The sequence below is a fragment of the Rhizobacter fulvus genome (assembly GCF_964020785.1).
In genome coordinates, this window is sequence record NZ_OZ224516.1 from 3,974,485 (window position 1) to 3,991,536 (window position 17,052).

Sequence of the window (17,052 nt, forward strand, 5' to 3'; positions counted from 1 at the left end):
GCGGCTCGTGTGGCCGCGCGCCGGATTCTACGGTCGCTGTCGTGCGCCGTTCGCCTGCAATCAGGGGGGCGGCAGGCCGTTCACGACCAGCTTGAAACGCACCTGCACGTCGTTCGCGACCAGGCTCGTGTCCGCCCATTCCGCCTCGCCGATCCGATAGGCCAGACGCTTGATCGTGAAGGCCCCGGTCGCCGTGGCCATCGCGCCTTGCTGCACCAGCGTCACGGGCACGACGAGGGGCTGTGCGCTGCCCTTGACGGTCAGCGTGCCGGTCACCTCGTAGCGGCCGGCGCCCGTGGTCCTGATCGCCGTGGAGCGGAAGCTCGCCTGGGCGAAGCGCGCAGTGTCGAACCAGTTGGGCTTCAGCAGCTCGGCATCGGTCTCGGCGATGCCCAGCGTCGCGCTCGTGGCGTCGAGCGTGATCCCGACGCTGCCGGTCTCCGGTCGCTTGGGATCGAGCGCGATGGTGGCGTCGAAGCGGCGGAACCGACCTTCGACCGGCACACCCATCTGCGTGCTCGTGAACGTGATCTCGCTGCGGGCGGGGTCGAGCGTGGCCACGGGCTGCGCGAGCGCGGCGCCCGCGACCAGTGCCAGAGCCAGCACTGCCTTCATCGCGGGGCGCGCCGCGGCCAGATGCGCCAGAACAGGCCGTCGCGGTCGATCCACTGGTGCTTCAGTGCCGCGGCCACATGCAGCAGGGCCAGCGCCGCGAGCGCGAAGGCGAGCGTCTGGTGCAGCGGCTTCAGCACGTCGGTGGCGAGCGCCTTGTCGACCGGCACCCAGTCCGGCAGCGGCAGCACGCCGAACCACACGACGGGAAAGCCGGCGGCCGAGGTGTAGGCCCAGCCGGCGAGCGGCACGGCCAGGAACAGCCCGTACAGCAGCGCGTGCGTGGCGTGGTGCGCATGGCACTGCCAGGGCGGCATCGCGTTCAGCACCGCAGGAGCGAGCGGCGGCGGGCGGTGCGTCACGCGCCAGAGCAGACGCAGCACGGACAGCGCGAGGATCGTGATGCCGGCCCACTTGTGCCAGTTGAACAGCCGCAGCCGCTGCGGCGAGAACGGCAGGTCGTGCATGTAGACGCCGACGCTGAACGCGCCGACGAGCGCGATGGCGAGCAGCCAATGCAGGCCGATGGCGACGGCGCCATACGAACCGGCATCGGTGCTGGTTTTCATGGGCGGGGGCTACGCGCCATGCTTGTCGGCTTCGGAAGTGAACGAGTCGGCGTAGAACTCGTCGTCGGGCAGACCGCACCGGGCGACGAAGTCCTTGTGGGCCGACTCGACCATGATCGGCGCGCCGCACGCGTAGACCTGGTGGTTCATCAGGTTCGGGTGATCGTGCATCACGGCCTGGTGGACCAGGCCAGTGCGGCCGGTCCACGCGTCTTCCGGTTTGGGCTCGGAGAGCACCGGGATGTACTTCAGGTTCGGCAGTGCCTTCGCGGCCTCGAGCGCCCAGTCGTGCAGGTACAGGTCGGCCTTGCTGCGGCAGCCCCAGTAAAGCACCGCGTTCCGCTGGCTGTGCTTGAACTGCAGGTGCTCGATGATCGCCTTGATCGGCGCGAGGCCGGTGCCGGAGGCGAGCAGGATCATCGGCTTGTCGGAGTCCTCGCGCAGGAAGAAGCTGCCGAACGGGCCCTCCATGCGCAGGATGTCCTTCTCCTTCATCGCGGTGAACACGTGGTCGGTGAACTTGCCGCCGGGCAGATGCCGCAGGTGCAGTTCGATGCCGGGCTTGTCGACCTGCGTGTGCGGCGCGTTGGCCATCGAGTAGCTGCGGCGCGAGCCATCGCGCAGGATGAATTCCACGTACTGCCCGGCGTGGTACTGCAGCCGGTCGTTGGCCGGCAGCTGCATCTGCAGGATCGCGACATCGGGTGCGGGCTTCGTGATCGACGTGACGCGCGACGGCATCTTGCGGATCGCGAACTCGCCCGCGCCGGGGACCGTGCGCGCCTCGACGACCACGTCGCTTTGCGGCGCGGCCTGGCAGGTCAGGATCCAGCCGGCGGCCTCTTCCTCGGGGCTCAGGGCCTTGCTCTGGTGCACGCCGTGGATCACGCGGCCCTCGAGCATGCGGCTCTTGCACGAGCCGCAGGCGCCGTCCTTGCAACCGTAGGGCAGGCCGACGCCCTGGCGGATGGCGGCGGTGAGGATCGGTTCGTCGCGGTCGACCGAGAAGGTCCGGCCGCTGGGTTGCACGGTGACGGTGAAGGGCATGGGTTGGCGAGCGCCTGGCGGCGATCTCATTAAACTGAGCCGGTGATTTTGCCTGCACATCGAATCTCCCCTTGATGGACCGCGCCTCGCGCTTCAAGCGGCCGACGCTGCTGATCGTCGGCTGTGGCGATGTCGGCCTGCGCGTCGTCCGTCTGTTGCGCGGACGCTGGCGCGTGCTCGCGTTGACCTCCGATCCGGCGCGGCGCGTCGAACTGCGCGCGGCGGGCGCCATGCCGCTGGTCGGCAACCTGGATGCGCCGCCCACGCTGGCGCGCCTGGCGGGGGTGGCCGACGCGGTGCTGCATCTGGCGCCGCCGCCCGGCAGCGGCGCGACGGACTCGCGCACCGCGCACCTGCTGCAGGCGCTGGCGCGGCATGCACGTGTGCGGCGCATCGTCTACGGCAGCACCAGCGGCGTCTATGGCGATTGCGATGGCGCGCGGTTCGACGAGACGCGCGCGCCGAACCCCGCGACCGACCGCGGGCGTCGGCGCGTCGATGCCGAACGACGCCTGCGCTGGTACGGGCGTGCATTTGGTGCGCATGTGAGCCTGCTGCGCATCCCCGGCATCTACGCCGGCGACCGCGTCGGCGGGCACCCGCGCGAGCGCCTTGCGCGCGGGACACCGGTGCTGGCCGCCGCCGACGACGTGTACACCAACCACATCCACGCCGACGATCTCGCGCGCGCCTGCGTCGCCGCGCTGCACCGCGGCCTGCCGCAGCGCGTGGTGCACGCCTGCGACGACACCGAGATGAAGATGGGCGACTACTTCGATCTCGCCGCCGACCTGGAAGGCCTGCCGCGGCCGCGGCGCATCGCCCGCGCGCAGGCCAGCGACGAGATGTCGCCGATGCAGCTGAGCTTCATGGGCGAATCGCGCCGGCTCGTGAACGACCGGCTGAAGCGCGAACTGCGCCTGCGGCTGCGCTACCCGACCGTCAACCAGGGCCTCGTCGCCTGACACTCCCGACCATGAAAACACTGCTGCTGACCGATCCGATCCCCGCGGGTGCATTCAGGACCGCGATCCAGGCCATCGCGCCGGACGTCGAACTGGTCGACTACCGGCGCGACATCACCGACGCCGAACTCGCCGGGATCGACGTGGTGCTCGGCTGGCGCTTTCCCGCGGGCGTGGCGGCGCGGCTGCCGCGGCTGAAGTGGGTCTGCTCGGTCGCGGCCGGCGTCGAGAAGCTGCTGGTGCCCGAACTGGCGCCAGCGGTGCCCCTCTCGCGCATCGTCGACACCGAACAGGCCGAGGGCATCGCGCAGTTCGTGGTGCTGATGGCGCTGCGGCACGTGCGCGACCTGCAGGGCTACGAGGCGCTGCAGCGCGAGCGCTCGTGGACGCGCCGCCCGATGGCCGCCGCGCGCAGCCGCGTCGCGGTGCTCGGCATGGGCACGATGGGCGGTGCGGTCGCGCGTCTGCTGGGCGCCGTGGGTTTCGCGGTGACCGGCTGGAGCCGCAGCACCGGTGCGTCGCTCGACGCGCTGCTCGCGAGCAGCGACATCGTCGTCTGCGCGTTGCCGCTGACGCCGCAGACCGACGGCCTGCTCGACGCCCGCGCGTTCGGGCAGATGCCCGTGGGCAGCTACCTGATCAACATCGCGCGCGGCGCGCATGTCATCGAGCCCGACCTGATCGCCGCGGTGCGCAGCGGCCACCTCGCCGGCGCCGCGCTCGACGTGCAGCGCCACGAGCCGATGGCCGCCGACGACCCGCTGTGGAGCGTGCCGGGCATCACGATCACGCCGCACATCGCGGCGCAGTCGTCACCGCAGACGATCGCGGCGCAGTTCGTCGCCGGCCTGCGATGTGTCGAACGCGGCGAGGCACCGCCGCAGGTCGTCGACCGGGCTCGCGGCTACTGAATCAGCGCCCGAAGGGCGAGCGCCCCTGCCAGTAGCGGATCATCAGGAAGCCGCCAAGCATGCCGCCCAGGTGCGCGAAGTGGGCCACGCCCTGCATCGTGCCGGTCACGCCGAACAGCAGTTCGAGACCGCCGAAGATCGCGACGAAGTACTTGGCCTTCATCGGGATCGGCGGGAACAGCGGCATGATCATGCGGTTCGGGAACATCATGCCGAACGCCAGCAGCAGGCCGAACAGCCCGCCGGACGCGCCGACGGTCGGGTAGATCGCGCCAGTCAGCGCGGCGAACAGCAGCTGCGTCAGCGCGGCCGTCAGCACGCTGGCGAAGTAGAACTGCAGGAAGCGCTTCGGCCCCCACAGGCGCTCGAGGTCGGAGCCGAACATCCACAGCCCGAGCATGTTGAAGAACAGGTGCGTGATGCTGCCGTGCAAAAACGAGTAGCTGACCACCTGCCACGGCAGGAAGCCACCACCGAGCGGCCACAGCGCGAGGGCGCGCGTGAACCAGGGCCCGAGGAAGTAATCGATGCAGAACGCCGCCACGTTGATCAGCAGCAGGGCTTGGGTCACAGGGGGCATCGGCGGCATGCGCGAACTTCCGGTTGGGGCGTGGAGGAAGCAGAGTCTAAGGGCGCGCCCGCAGGACCCCCGCTGTGGCAGAATCGCGCCCTCTGCAGCACCGGCCTCGGTGGTGAAATCGGTATACACGACGGACTCAAAATCCGTTGCCGCAAGGCGTGTCGGTTCAAGTCCGACCCGAGGCACCAATCCCTGATCCAGCGTTCCTGTGCACGGCCTGCGAGAATCGCCGCCGAGGAGAGTTCATGAGCGCCCCATCGCGATCCAAAGCCGCCCCCAGGTACAACACCGTCGAAGACGTGATCGGCAACACGCCGCTGGTGCGGCTGGTACGCATCCCCGGGCTCGACAACGAACAGCGCGGCAACGTGATCCTCGGAAAGCTCGAGGGCAACAACCCGGCCGGCTCGGTCAAGGACCGCCCCGCGATCAGCATGATCCGCCGCGCCGAGGAGCGCGGCGACATCAAGCCGGGCGACACGCTGATCGAGGCCACGTCGGGCAACACCGGCATCGCGCTGGCGATGGCCGCGGCGATCCGGGGCTACCGCATGCTGCTGATCATGCCGGAGGACCTGAGCATCGAGCGCGCGCAGACCATGAAGGCCTTCGGTGCCGAACTGCTGCTGACGCCGCGCTCCGGCGGCATGGAATACGCCCGCGACCTGGCCGAGCAGATGCAGAAGGACGGCAAGGGCCGCGTGCTCGACCAGTTCGCGAACGCCGACAACCCGCGCGTCCACTACGAGACCACCGGCCCCGAAATCTGGCGCGACACCAAGGGCCGCGTCACGCACTTCGTCAGCGCGATGGGCACGACCGGCACGATCACCGGCACCTCGCGCTACCTGAAGGAGCAGAGCAAGGCGGTCCGCGTGATCGGCGCGCAGCCGAGCGAGGGCTCGCGCATACCGGGCATCCGCAAGTGGCCGCAGGCCTACCTGCCGAAGATCTACGACCCGACCTTCATCGACGAGATGATCTACGTCAGCCAGTCCGAGGCCGAGCAGATGGCGCGCCGGCTGGCGGCAGAGGAGGGCCTGTTCGCCGGCATCTCGGCGGCGGGCGCGTGCTGGGTGGCGTTGCAGGTCGCGAAGCAGGTCGAGAACGCGACGATCGTGTTCGTGGTCTGCGACCGCGGCGATCGCTACCTGTCGACCGGGGTGTTCCCCGCATGAGTGCCGCCTTCAACTTCTGCCCGAACTGCGCGACGCCGCTGCAACTTCTTTCGCGTCTGGAAGATGGCGGCGAGAAGTCGCGTACGCGCTGCCCCGCCTGCGAGTGGACCCACTGGAACAACCCGACGCCGGTGCTGGCCGGGATCGTCGAATGCGCCGATCGCGATGGTCTCGTGCTGCTGGCGCGCAACGCCGCGTGGTCAGGTCGCATGTTCGCGCTGATCACCGGCTTCATGGAAGCCGGCGAGACGCCGGAAGAGGGCATCGCGCGCGAGATCAAGGAAGAGACCAACCTCGATGTGGACGCGCTGAAGCTGGTCGGCGTCTACGACTTTCAGCGCATGAACCAGGTGATCATCGCGTATCACGCGGTCGCGCGAGGCGAGGTCGTCCTGTCGCCGGAGCTGGCCGAGTACCGGCTCTACCGTCCCGAGGACATCAAGTGCTGGCGCGCCGGCACCGGCTATGCGGTGGCCGATTGGCTGACGGGCCGCGGCATCACGCCGCAATGGGTGGAATTGCCGCCGCGCCCTGCGGCGGCCGAGGGCTCGTAGAATTGCCCGACACGAGGAACACGATGAACGCCCAGAAAGAACTCGACACGCGCGGCCTGAATTGCCCGCTGCCCATCCTGAAAGCCAAGAAGGCGCTCGCCGACATGCTCAGCGGCGAGGTCCTCAAGGTGGTGGCGACCGACCCGGGCTCGATGCGCGATTTCCAGGCCTTCGCCCGGCAGACCGGCAACGAACTCGTCGAGCAGGAAAGCAGCAACGACGAGTTCATCCACTTCCTGCGCCGGCGCTAGCTAGCTAGCTAGATCGACAGTCCCTTCAGGAACTCGCGGAAGCCCGGCCCGAGCGTCGGGTGGGCAAGTGCCAGTTCGACGTTGGCCTGCAGGAATCCTTCCTTGCTGCCGCAGTCGTAGCGCTTGCCGTCGTAGCGGTACGCGAACACCTTCTCGCGTCGAAGCAGCCCCGCGATGCCGTCGGTCAGCTGGATCTCGCCGCCGACGCCGCGCGTCTGATTGGCAATTTCGTGAAATACGCCCGGCGTCAGGATGTACCGGCCGGCCACGCCCAGGCGCGACGGTGCGTCTTCCGGCGCAGGTTTTTCCACGATCCGGTTCACGTCCATCAGGTGATCGGTCACCGGCGTGCCGTCGACGATGCCATAGCGCCGCGTGTGCTCCGGCGGCACCTCCTGGACGGCCAGGATCGAGACCCGCCACTCCTCGTACTGCTCGACCATCTGCTTGAGGATCGGCTTTTCGCCCACCATCAGATCGTCGGCCAACAGGACCGCGAAGGGGTGATTGCCGACCAGGCGCTGCCCGCACAGCACCGCGTGGCCGAGGCCCAGCGCCTGCGCCTGGCGGACATAGATGCATTCCATGTCGTCGGGCTTCACGCTGCGGACCACATCCAGTAACTCTTGCTTACCCGCCTGTTCGAGGGCTACCTCCAACTCGAAAGTCATGTCAAAGTGATCTTCGATGGGGCGCTTGTGGCGCCCCGTGACGAAGATCATTTCGCGGACGCCTGCGGCATAGGCTTCCTCCACCGCATATTGGATCAGGGGCTTGTCGACAACCGGGAGCATCTCCTTGGGCTGGGCCTTGGTGGCCGGAAGGAATCGGGTCCCGAGACCTGCCACTGGAAAAATCGCTTTGGTGACTAACATTTCCTTACAATCCTCTTCACTGGCCCTGATGTCGTGCCTTCATTCTGGCACGTGGTTGACCGGGAGCTCGTCGGACAAAGCCTCACCAATTCACGCCCGCGCATGGATCTGCTGATCATCGAATCGTTGGAAGCCGAGGTCATGCAGTGGCTGGAGTCGCGCTATGCGATCCGTTACGCGCCGGAGCTCGCCGGCGACCCGCGCGCCTTCCGCCAAGCCCTCTACAACGTCCGCGCGTTGATCGTGCCGCCGTCGGTCACGATCGACGCGCAGGCGCTTCATTACGCGCCGGTGCTGCGTGCGGTCGGACGCGTCAGCGCCGGTGCCGAAAACATCGATCTGGACGCCTGCTCTCGGGCCCGGGTCGAGGTCGTGCGGGGGCTGACGGCCACCGCACAGGCCGAGGCCGAGTTCATGATCGGCGCGCTGCTGTCGATGCTGCGCCGCGTGCCGGTGGTCGGCTCCGACGGCATGCTGGTCGGCCGCGAATTGGGCGCCGCCACGGTCGGGTTGGTCGGGATGCAGCCGTCGGCGCGCGTGATGGCGCAGATGCTGGCCGGCTTCGGCTCCAAGATGGTCGGCTACGACCCCGCTCTGCATGCCAGCGATCCGGTCTTCGAGCGTTGGCGCGTCAAGCCGATGGGGTTGCGCGAGCTGCTCGAACAGTCGGACGCGGTCTGCGTGCAGCTGAGCTACTTCAGCCGCTACCACGGGCTGCTGGGCGAGCGCTTCCTGCCGTTCTGCAAACCGAATCAGGTGATCGTCAGCATCGCCCATTCGGGCCTGTTCGACGAGGCCTCGCTGGCCGACGCGCTCAACAGCGACCGCCTGGCGGCGGCGTGGCTGGACAGCCTGGAGCCGGGCGCGCTCGACGAAGGCCGGCCGCTGCACGGCATCGAGAACCTGCAGATCACGCCCCGCGTCGCGAGCACGACCCGCGAGTCGCGCCTGCGCAGCGCCTGGGCCGTGGCGCGCCGCATCGACGAGATGCTCGGCGCCACGCCCAACGCCACGCGCACGTTCAAGGCGACGATGCCAGGCGAGCCAACTGATCTTGCAGCCGAGCCACAGTTGCCGTGAAGTCGGCGACGCGCTGATTCTCCTGAGCGACCACGGCGGCGGGGGCGCGCGCGACGAAACTCTCGTTCGCGAGCTTGCCGGCCGCCTTGGCGACCTCGCCCTGCAGCCGCGCGATCTCCTTGTTCAGGCGCTCGGTCTCGGCCGCCACGTCGATCTCGACCAGCCACGCCAGGCGTGACTCGCCGGCCACCGCCACCGCGGCGCTGCGCGTCGCGTCGGCGAACGCGGCGTCGCTGTCGAGGCGACGCAGTTCCGAGACCTTCGCGAGGGCCTTGAGCAGCGGCTCGGCCTGTGCGATGAACGCGTCGTCGCCGACCACGCACAGCGGCACGCGGGCCGCCGGCGACAGGTTCATCTCGCTGCGCAGCGTGCGGCTGGTGCCGACCACGTTCTTGAGCTTCGCGACCCAGGCCTCGGCGTCGGCATCGATGCGTTCGAGCTGTGCCTTCGGATACGGTGCGGTGACGATGCTGCCGCCCTCGATGTGGCGCCCCGCGACCGGCGCGACCGATTCCCACAGCTCCGCGGTGATGAACGGCATGATCGGGTGCATCAGCCGCAGCACCGTCTCGAGCGTGCGGATCAGCGTGCGGCGGGTCGCGCGTTGCTGGCCTTCGCTGCCGGTCTGCAGCTGCACTTTGGCGATCTCGATGTACCAGTCGCAGTACTCGTCCCAGACGAAGCCGTAGATGGCATTCGCGACATTGTCGAGCCGGTAGTCGGCGAACCCATGCGCCACCGCGTCTTCGACCCGCTGCAGCTCGCTGCTGATCCACTTGTCGGCCGGGCTGAACTGCATGTAGCCGTGGAACGGACCGCCGGGCGCGCACTCGGCCTTGGTGTGCTCCTTCAGCCCGCAGTCCTGCCCTTCGCAGTTCATCAGCACGAACTTGGTCGCGTTCCAGAGCTTGTTGCAGAAGTTGCGGTAGCCCTCGCAGCGCTTGGTGTCGAAGTTGATGTTGCGGCCCAGGCTCGCATAGCTGGCCATCGTGAAGCGCAGCGCGTCGGCGCCGTAGGCGGGCATGCCTTCGGGGAATTCCTTCTTCACGCGCGCAGCGACCTTCGGCGCGGTCTCGGGGCGGCGCAGGCCGCTCGTCGACTTCTTGATCAGCGTGTCGAGGTCGACCCCTTCGATCAGGTCGACCGGGTCGATCACGTTGCCCTCGCTCTTGCTCATCTTCTTGCCCTGCGCATCGTGCACCAGGCCATGGATGTAGACGTTGCGGAACGGCACCTTGCCGGTGAAGTGCAGCGTCATCATGATCATCCGGGCCACCCAGAAGAAGATGATGTCGAAGCCCGTCACCAGCACCGTCGACGGCAGGAACAGGTCCTGCTCGATCGTCCTGGCCGGCCAGCCGAGCGTGGAGAACGGGAACTGCGCGGCCGAGTACCAGGTATCGAGCACGTCCTCGTCACGGCGCAGCGCGCCCGTGTAGCCGGCCGCCTCGGCCTTGGCGCGCGCCTCGGCCTCGTCGCGGCCGACGAAGATCTCGCCCCCACTGCCGTACCACGCCGGGATCTGGTGGCCCCACCAGAGCTGGCGCGAGATGCACCAGTCCTGGATGTTGCCCATCCAGTGGTTCCAGGTGCTGACCCACTGCGGCGGCACGAAGCGCACGTCGCCGTTCTCGACCGCGCGGATCGCGCGGCCGGCGATCGACTCGCCGTCGCGCCCCGGCTGCGTCATCGCCATGAACCACTGGTCGGTCAGCATCGGCTCGACGACCTGACCGGTGCGTGCGCAGCGCGGCACCATCAGCTTGTGCTTCTTGGTCTCGACCAGCAGGCCGAGCGCGTCCAGGTCGGCGACGACCTGCTTGCGCGCGACGAAGCGATCGAGCCCGCGGTAGGCCTCGGGTGCGTTGTCGTTGACGGTCGCGTCGAGCGCCAGCACGCCGATGATCGGCAGGTGGTGGCGCTGGCCGACCGCGTAGTCGTTCGCGTCGTGCGCCGGCGTCACCTTGACGACGCCGGTGCCGAACTCGCGGTCGACATACGCGTCGGCGATCACCGCGATCGTGCGGTCGCACAGCGGCAACGTGACCTGCTTGCCGATGAAGGCGGTGTAGCGCTCGTCATCCGGGTGCACCATCACCGCGGTGTCGCCGAGCATGGTTTCCGGCCGCGTCGTCGCGACCACCAGCGAGCCGGAACCGTCCGCGAGCGGGTAGCGGATGTGCCAGAGAAAGCCGTCCTCCTCCTCGCTCTCGACCTCGAGGTCCGAGACCGCCGAGCGCAGCACCGGGTCCCAGCTGACCAGGCGCTTCTTGCGGTAGATCAGGCCCTCTTCGTACAGCCGCACGAAGGTCTCGTTGACGACCGCCGATTGGGTCGCGTCCATCGTGAAGTACTCGCGCGACCAGTCGACCGTGTCGCCCATGCGCCGCATCTGCGAGGTGATGACGTTGCCGCTGTGCGCCTTCCAGTCCCAGACGCGCTCGATGAACTTGGCGCGGCCGATGTCGTGCCGGCTCAGGCCTTCGTCCTGCAATTGCCGCTCGACGACGATCTGCGTCGCAATGCCGGCATGGTCGGTGCCCGGCAGCCACAGCGTGTTGAACCCGCTCATGCGGTGGTAGCGCGTCAGCGCGTCCATGATCGTGTGGTTGAACCCGTGCCCCATGTGCAGGGTGCCGGTCACGTTCGGCGGCGGCAGCTGGATACTGAACGACGGCTTGGCCGGGTCGAGCGTCGGCGCGAACGCGCCGGGCTCGTTCCACTTCAGTGCCCATCGGGCCTCGATGGCTTGCGGTTCGAAGGATTTCGCGAGTTCGGTCATGGTGACCGAATTGTATTGGCCGCAGTTACATCAGCAGGTGCTCGCCTGCGTTGTCCCCGCCCAGGATCACGTAGTTCACCTTGCGCACGTCCATCAGCCGGGTGCCGCCGGCGTACGAGATCGAGCTCTGCACGTCCTCGCGCATCTCGCGCAGCGTGTCGGCCAGGCGCCCCTTGATCGGCTCGAGGATGCGCTTGCCCTCGACGTGCTTGTACTCGCCCTTGTTGAAGTCGCTAGCCGAGCCGTAGTACTCCTTGTACAGCTTGCCGTCGACCTCGACCGTCTGGCCCGGCGATTCCTCGTGCCCGGCGAACAGCGAGCCGATCATCACCATCGAGGCGCCGAAACGGATGCTCTTGGCGATATCGCCATGGTCGCGGATGCCGCCGTCCGCGATGATCGGCTTGGTGGCGACCCGCGCACACCACTTCAGCGCCGAGAGCTGCCAGCCGCCGGTGCCGAAGCCGGTCTTCAGCTTGGTGATGCAGACCTTGCCGGGGCCGACGCCGACCTTGGTCGCGTCCGCGCCCCAGTTCTCCAGGTCGATCACCGCCTCGGGCGTCGCGACGTTGCCGGCGATCACGAAGGTGCTCGGCAGCTTCTTCTTGATGTACTCGATCATCTTCTGCACGCTGTCGGCGTGGCCGTGCGCGATGTCGATCGTGATGTAGTCGGCACCCACGCCATCGGCCGCGAGCTGGTCGATCACCGCGTAGTCGGGCGGCTTCACGCCCGAGCTCACCGAGACGATCAGCCCCTTGCTGCGCATCTGGCGGGCGTACGCGACGTTGTCGATGTCGAAGCGGTGCATCACGTAGAAGTAGCCGTTCGCGGCCAGCCACTCCGTGATGGGCTCGTCGACAACGGTCTTCATGTTCGCAGGCACGACCGGCAGGTTGAACCGGTGGGCGCCGAACTGGATCGACGGGTCGCATTCGGAGCGGCTCTCGACGCGGCACTTGCGCGGCAGCAGCAACACGTTGTCGTAGTCGAAGATTTCCATGTTCTTTCCGCCCAAAAAAAAGCCGGGCGCCAAAATTTGGGCCCGGTGCCGAATTCTACGCCGCCCCTACACTGGCCGCCGCCCGGAACCCCTGCGACCTCCACGTGCTCTCTCCCACCACCAAACGCCTGCTGCCCTGGGTTGTCGCGATCGCGTTCTTCATGCAGACGCTGGACGGCACGATCCTGAACACCGCGCTGCCGCGCATGGCGAAGGACCTGGGCGAGAGCCCGCTGCGGATGCAGTCGATCGTCATCGCCTACATGCTGACGGTCGCGCTGTTCATCCCCGCGTCGGGCTGGCTGGCCGACCGGTTCGGCACGCAGCGCACCTTCCTTGCGGCGATCGGATTGTTCAGCCTCGGCTCGCTGCTGTGCGCGCTGTCGCCGACGCTGCCGTGGCTGGTCGCGGCGCGGGTGGTGCAGGGCGTCGGGGGCGCGTTGCTGCTGCCGGTCGGGCGGCTGACCATCCTGCGTGCGTTCCCGCGCAGCGAACTGCTCAAGGTGCTGTCGTTCGTGACGATCCCGGGCCTGGTCGGGCCGCTCGTCGGTCCGCCGCTGGGCGGCTGGCTGGTCGAGGTCGCGACCTGGCACTGGGTGTTCCTGATCAACCTGCCGGTCGCCGTCATCGGCGTGTTCGCCGCGCTGCGCTACATGCCCGACCTGCGCGGCGCGGCGGGTCAGAAGTTCGACTGGACCGGCTTCGTGCTGTTCTCGCTCGGGCTCGTGGCCGTCACGCTCGGGCTGCAGGGCCTGGGCGAGCACTCGATCAGCGCGCCGGTGTCGATCCTGCTCGTGATCGGCGGCCTCGCGGCGATGGCGGCCTACTGGGCCCACGCGGCCCGTGCCGACAAGCCGCTGTTCAGCCTGACGCTGTTCCAGATCCCGACCTTCTCGGTCGGCATCCTCGGCAACCTGTTCGCGCGCCTGGGCAGCGGCGCGATGCCGTTCCTGACGCCGCTGTTCCTGCAGGTGGGCCTGGGCTATTCGCCGAGTGCGGCCGGCCTGACGATGGTGCCGACGGTGATCGGCGCGATGATGATCAAGTTCGTCGCCGAGCGGGTGATCAAGCGCTTCGGTTACCGCCGCGTGCTGGTCGTCAACACGCTGCTGCTCGGCGGCTTCATCGCCGGCTTCTCGCTGGTCGATCGCGCCACGCCTCACGCGGCCATCCTGGTCTACCTCGCGCTGTTCGGCATCTGCAACTCGATGCAGTTCACCGCGATGAACACGCTGACGCTCGGCGACCTGGACGACGCGCGCGCGAGCGGCGGCAACAGCCTGCTGTCGGTCGTGATGCAGCTGTCGATGAGCCTGGGCGTGGCCGCGGCCGGTGCGCTGCTTGCGGCGTTCGCGACACCCGTGGTGATCCCGATCGCCAGCGACATCGGCCCGAGCAACGTGGTCCACACCTTCCATGCCACCTACCTGTGCATGGGTGCGCTGTCCGCGCTGGCCGCGGGCATCTTCTTCCAGCTCGGCCGCGGCGAGGGGCCCGTCGTGCGAGCGACCGTGGTCGACGAATCCTGACGGCCCAGGCCGGTCAGGCCGGCGCCCGACGCAGTTCGCCCAGCGCCTGCCGCGACAAGGCCCACGCGCTGCTCAGTGCCAGCGCGGCCATGCCGACCGCGACGACCAGATCGGGCCAGGCCGCGCCGGTGCCCGCCACCGCGACGGCCGCCAGCGCCACCGCGATGTTGCCGACCGCGTCGTTGCGCGAGCACAGCCAGACCGAGCGCATGTTCGAGTCGCCGTTCCGGTAGCGGTACAGCATCACCGCGACGCCGACGTTGACGGCCAGCGCCAGCAGCGCGATCGCGCCCATCGTCAGCGCCTCGGGCGGCGCGCCATGCCACGCGGCCCACGCGGCGCGGCCGAGCACGAACAGGCCGAAGCCGGCCATCGACGCCGCCTTCAGCAGCGACGAACGGGCGCGCCAGTGCAGTGCGCGCGACAGCACCAGCAGCGAGAGCCCGTAATTTGCCGCGTCGCCGAAGAAGTCGATCGCGTCGGCGAGCAGCGAGACCGAGCCGGACTCCAGGCTGCCGATGATCTCGATCACGAACATCGCAGCGTTCAGTGCCAGCGCGATCCACAGGATGCGTCGGTAGGCCGGGTCGGCGGACGGAACGGGAGGGGTGCAGCAGGCGTCGGACATCGAGGCAGTGGGGTCTGGCAGCGCCTGGAGGGGCGGACCGGCCATGGTATCTGCCCCGCGCGCGGCGCGCCGACCAGCCGTCGCCGACAATGCCCGGATGGCCCTTGAACTCGATGCCGGCACCGACTCGCCGCTGCTGCACAACCTGAATCCCGAACAACTCGCCGCGGTGACGCTGCCGGCGCGCCCGGCGCTGATCCTGGCGGGCGCCGGCTCGGGCAAGACGCGGGTGCTGACGACGCGGATCGCGTGGCTGATCCAGACCGGCCAGCTCTCGCCCGGTGGCGTGATGGCCGTGACCTTCACCAACAAGGCCGCGAAGGAGATGCTGACGCGGCTGGGCGCGCTGCTGCCGATCCCCGTGCGCGGCATGTGGATCGGCACCTTCCACGGGCTGTGCAACCGCTTCCTGCGCGCGCACTGGAAGCTGGCCGGTCTGCCGCAGGGCTTCCAGATCCTCGACTCGGCCGATCAGCTCTCGGCCGTCAAGCGCGTGATCAAGGCGATGAACCTGGACGAGGAGCGCTTCGTGCCCAAGCAGGTGACCTGGTTCATCGCCGGCGCCAAGGACAACGGCTACCGGCCGAAGGACTGCGAGGTCAAGGACGAGCAGTCGCGCGTCCAGGTGCAGATCTACCAGAATTACGAAGAACAGTGCCAGCGCGAGGGCGTGGTCGACTTCGCGGAGCTGATGCTGCGCACCTTCGAGCTGATGCGCGACAACGACGCGCTGCGCCAGCACTACCAGCATCGCTTTCGCCACATCCTGGTCGACGAGTTCCAGGACACCAACCGCCTGCAGTACGCGTGGCTGAAGATGTTCGCCGGCCCGGAGACCGCGGTGTTCGCGGTCGGCGACGACGATCAGAGCATCTACGCCTTCCGCGGCGCGCAGGTCGGCAACATGGCCGCGTTCGAACGCGAGTTCCGGGTCGAGCAGGTGATCAAGCTGGAGCGCAACTACCGCTCGTTCGGCAACATCCTCGACGCGGCCAACGAGCTGATCGCGCGCAACACCAACCGCCTGGGCAAGAACCTGCGCACCGAGGCCGGCCCGGGCGAGCCGGTGCGCGTCCGCGAATCACCGAGCGATTTCGACGAGGCGCGCTGGTTCGTCGAGGAGGCGCAGCAACTGCACCGCGAGGGCACGCCGCGCAGTGACATCGCGCTGCTCTACCGCAGCAACGCGCAGAGCCGGGTGATGGAAAGCGCGCTGTTCAACGCGAGCGTGCCGTACAAGGTCTACGGCGGGCTGCGCTTCTTCGAGCGGGCCGAGGTCAAGCACGCGCTCAGCTACCTGCGACTGATCGAGAACCCGAGCGACGACACCAGCTTCCTGCGGGTCGTGAACTTCCCGACCCGCGGCATCGGCGCCCGCTCGATCGAGCAGCTGCAGGACGCGGCGCGGCAGTCGGGCCGCAGCCTGTACCAGAGCGTCGGCGCGCTCAGCGGCAAGGCGGGGACGAACCTGCAGGCCTTCGTCGCGCTGATCGACGGCATGCGCGAGAAGACCCGCGGCCTGACGCTGCGCGACATCATCGAACACATGCTCGACGCGTCGGGCCTCGTGACGTTCTACAAGACCGACAAGGAAGGCCAGGACCGGCTCGAGAACCTGGACGAACTCGTCAACGCCGCGGAGGCCTTCGTGACGCAGGAGGGCTTCGGCAAGGATGCGGTCGCGCTGCCGGTCGATGAACATGGCGACGGCAACATCGCCGGCCGCGCCGAGTTCCACGCGCCGGGCGCCGAGCCCGCGAGCGGCACGATCGCGCCGCTGGCGCAGACACCCGACGCCGAGACCGGCGAGATCATGTCGCCGCTCGCCGCCTTCCTGACCCACGCGTCGCTCGAGGCCGGCGACAACCAGGCCCAGGCCGGGCAGGACGCGATCCAGTTGATGACGGTGCACTCGGCCAAGGGCCTGGAGTTCGACTGCGTGTTCATCACCGGCCTCGAGGAGGGCCTGTTCCCGCACGAGAACTCGGCCGCCGACCCGGATGGGCTGGAGGAGGAGCGGCGCCTGATGTACGTCGCGATCACGCGCGCCCGCAAGCGCCTGTACCTGAGCTTCTCGCAGACGCGCATGCTGCACGGCCAGACCCGCTACAACGTCAAGAGCCGGTTCCTCGAGGAACTGCCCGAAGCGGCGCTGAAGTGGATCACGCCGCGCAACCAGGGCTTCGGCTCGGGCTTCCAGCGCGACTACCAGGCGGCCTGGGCGCGCGGCACCGGGCTGCACTCGATCGTCGGCGCCGGCGATGTCCGCGGCGTGCCGAGCGCGCCCGCCGTGGTGCCGAAGGCGCCGAGCCACGGGCTGCGCTCCGGCCAGAGCGTGTTCCACACCAAGTTCGGCGAGGGCGTGATCGTCACGCTCGAAGGCACGGGCGTCGACGCCCGCGCGCAGGTCAACTTCGGCCGGCACGGCATGAAGTGGCTCGCGCTGTCGGTGGCCAAGCTGACCCCGATTCCATGACGAAGGAGTTGC

The 17,052-nt window shown here is 68.5% G+C and carries 16 protein-coding genes and 1 tRNA gene; 9 read left to right on the plus strand and 8 right to left on the minus strand.

Annotated elements, in window-relative coordinates; all coding sequences use genetic code 11:
• Positions 1-60 precede the first annotated feature (60 nt).
• The 3 genes from ACWH49_RS18915 to ACWH49_RS18925 are packed head-to-tail and all read right to left on the minus strand — an operon-like array spanning position 61 to position 2,228.
• On the minus strand, positions 61-615 hold the full coding sequence (locus ACWH49_RS18915; RefSeq protein ID WP_448172869.1) for a YceI family protein: 555 nt from the start codon (positions 613-615) through the stop codon (positions 61-63).
• Positions 612-1,181: a cytochrome b gene (locus ACWH49_RS18920; protein ID WP_448172870.1), complete on the minus strand. Its 570-nt coding sequence runs from the start codon at positions 1,179-1,181 to the stop codon at positions 612-614. The genes ACWH49_RS18915 and ACWH49_RS18920 overlap by 4 nt, the downstream gene beginning before the upstream one ends.
• A 9-nt stretch (positions 1,182-1,190) precedes the next feature.
• Positions 1,191-2,228 (minus strand): CDP-6-deoxy-delta-3,4-glucoseen reductase, encoded by a 1,038-nt coding sequence (locus ACWH49_RS18925; RefSeq protein WP_448172871.1) that lies wholly within the window; start codon positions 2,226-2,228, stop codon positions 1,191-1,193.
• A 74-nt stretch (positions 2,229-2,302) separates the two neighbouring features.
• Between ACWH49_RS18925 and ACWH49_RS18930 the strand changes: the two genes are divergently transcribed.
• A complete protein-coding gene (locus ACWH49_RS18930) occupies positions 2,303-3,193 on the plus strand; it encodes an SDR family oxidoreductase (RefSeq protein ID WP_448172872.1) in 891 nt (296 codons plus the stop codon).
• Positions 3,194-3,204: 11 nt separating this feature from the next.
• A complete protein-coding gene (locus ACWH49_RS18935; protein ID WP_448172873.1) occupies positions 3,205-4,104 on the plus strand; it encodes a 2-hydroxyacid dehydrogenase in 900 nt (299 codons plus the stop codon).
• Between the two features lies 1 nt (position 4,105).
• Here ACWH49_RS18935 and ACWH49_RS18940 read toward each other — a convergent pair whose 3' ends face one another.
• Positions 4,106-4,693 (minus strand): rhomboid family intramembrane serine protease, encoded by a 588-nt coding sequence (locus tag ACWH49_RS18940; protein WP_056467612.1) that lies wholly within the window; start codon positions 4,691-4,693, stop codon positions 4,106-4,108.
• Positions 4,694-4,787: 94 nt separating this feature from the next.
• On the opposite strand from ACWH49_RS18940, the gene ACWH49_RS18945 reads away from it, so the two are divergent.
• The 4 genes from ACWH49_RS18945 (at position 4,788) to ACWH49_RS18960 (ending at position 6,667) form a co-directional block, all read left to right on the plus strand.
• Positions 4,788-4,872, plus strand: a tRNA-Leu gene (locus tag ACWH49_RS18945).
• A 57-nt stretch (positions 4,873-4,929) separates the two neighbouring features.
• Positions 4,930-5,862 (plus strand): cysteine synthase CysM, encoded by a 933-nt coding sequence (gene cysM / locus ACWH49_RS18950; protein WP_448172874.1) that lies wholly within the window; start codon positions 4,930-4,932, stop codon positions 5,860-5,862.
• A complete protein-coding gene (locus tag ACWH49_RS18955) occupies positions 5,859-6,416 on the plus strand; it encodes an NUDIX domain-containing protein (protein WP_448172875.1) in 558 nt (185 codons plus the stop codon). The genes cysM and ACWH49_RS18955 overlap by 4 nt, the downstream gene beginning before the upstream one ends.
• A 23-nt stretch (positions 6,417-6,439) precedes the next feature.
• On the plus strand, positions 6,440-6,667 hold the full coding sequence (locus ACWH49_RS18960) for a sulfurtransferase TusA family protein (protein WP_056467621.1): 228 nt from the start codon (positions 6,440-6,442) through the stop codon (positions 6,665-6,667).
• Between the two features lie 8 nt (positions 6,668-6,675).
• Here the strand turns inward: ACWH49_RS18960 and galU are convergent, their stop codons facing one another.
• Positions 6,676-7,542, minus strand: coding sequence for a UTP--glucose-1-phosphate uridylyltransferase GalU (galU, locus tag ACWH49_RS18965; protein WP_448172876.1), 867 nt, complete (start codon positions 7,540-7,542; stop codon positions 6,676-6,678).
• A gap of 102 nt (positions 7,543-7,644) precedes the next feature.
• Here galU and ACWH49_RS18970 point away from each other — a divergent pair, with 102 nt between their 5' ends.
• Complete coding sequence (locus ACWH49_RS18970) at positions 7,645-8,622, plus strand: NAD(P)-dependent oxidoreductase (RefSeq protein WP_448172877.1); 978 nt, start codon at positions 7,645-7,647, stop codon at positions 8,620-8,622.
• On the opposite strand, the gene ACWH49_RS18975 is transcribed toward ACWH49_RS18970, so the two are convergent.
• A complete protein-coding gene (locus tag ACWH49_RS18975; protein WP_448172878.1) occupies positions 8,564-11,404 on the minus strand; it encodes a valine--tRNA ligase in 2,841 nt (946 codons plus the stop codon). The genes ACWH49_RS18970 and ACWH49_RS18975 overlap by 59 nt on opposite strands.
• A 25-nt stretch (positions 11,405-11,429) precedes the next feature.
• Complete coding sequence (locus tag ACWH49_RS18980) at positions 11,430-12,407, minus strand: GMP reductase (protein ID WP_448172879.1); 978 nt, start codon at positions 12,405-12,407, stop codon at positions 11,430-11,432.
• Between the two features lie 161 nt (positions 12,408-12,568).
• Here ACWH49_RS18980 and mdtD point away from each other — a divergent pair, with 161 nt between their 5' ends.
• Positions 12,569-13,936 (plus strand): multidrug transporter subunit MdtD, encoded by a 1,368-nt coding sequence (mdtD, locus tag ACWH49_RS18985; protein WP_448174365.1) that lies wholly within the window; start codon positions 12,569-12,571, stop codon positions 13,934-13,936.
• Positions 13,937-13,949: 13 nt separating this feature from the next.
• Here mdtD and ACWH49_RS18990 read toward each other — a convergent pair whose 3' ends face one another.
• On the minus strand, positions 13,950-14,564 hold the full coding sequence (locus ACWH49_RS18990; protein ID WP_448172880.1) for a cation transporter: 615 nt from the start codon (positions 14,562-14,564) through the stop codon (positions 13,950-13,952).
• A 97-nt stretch (positions 14,565-14,661) separates the two neighbouring features.
• On the opposite strand from ACWH49_RS18990, the gene ACWH49_RS18995 reads away from it, so the two are divergent.
• Positions 14,662-17,040 (plus strand): UvrD-helicase domain-containing protein, encoded by a 2,379-nt coding sequence (locus ACWH49_RS18995; RefSeq protein WP_448172881.1) that lies wholly within the window; start codon positions 14,662-14,664, stop codon positions 17,038-17,040.
• The last annotated feature ends 12 nt before the right edge of the window (positions 17,041-17,052 follow it).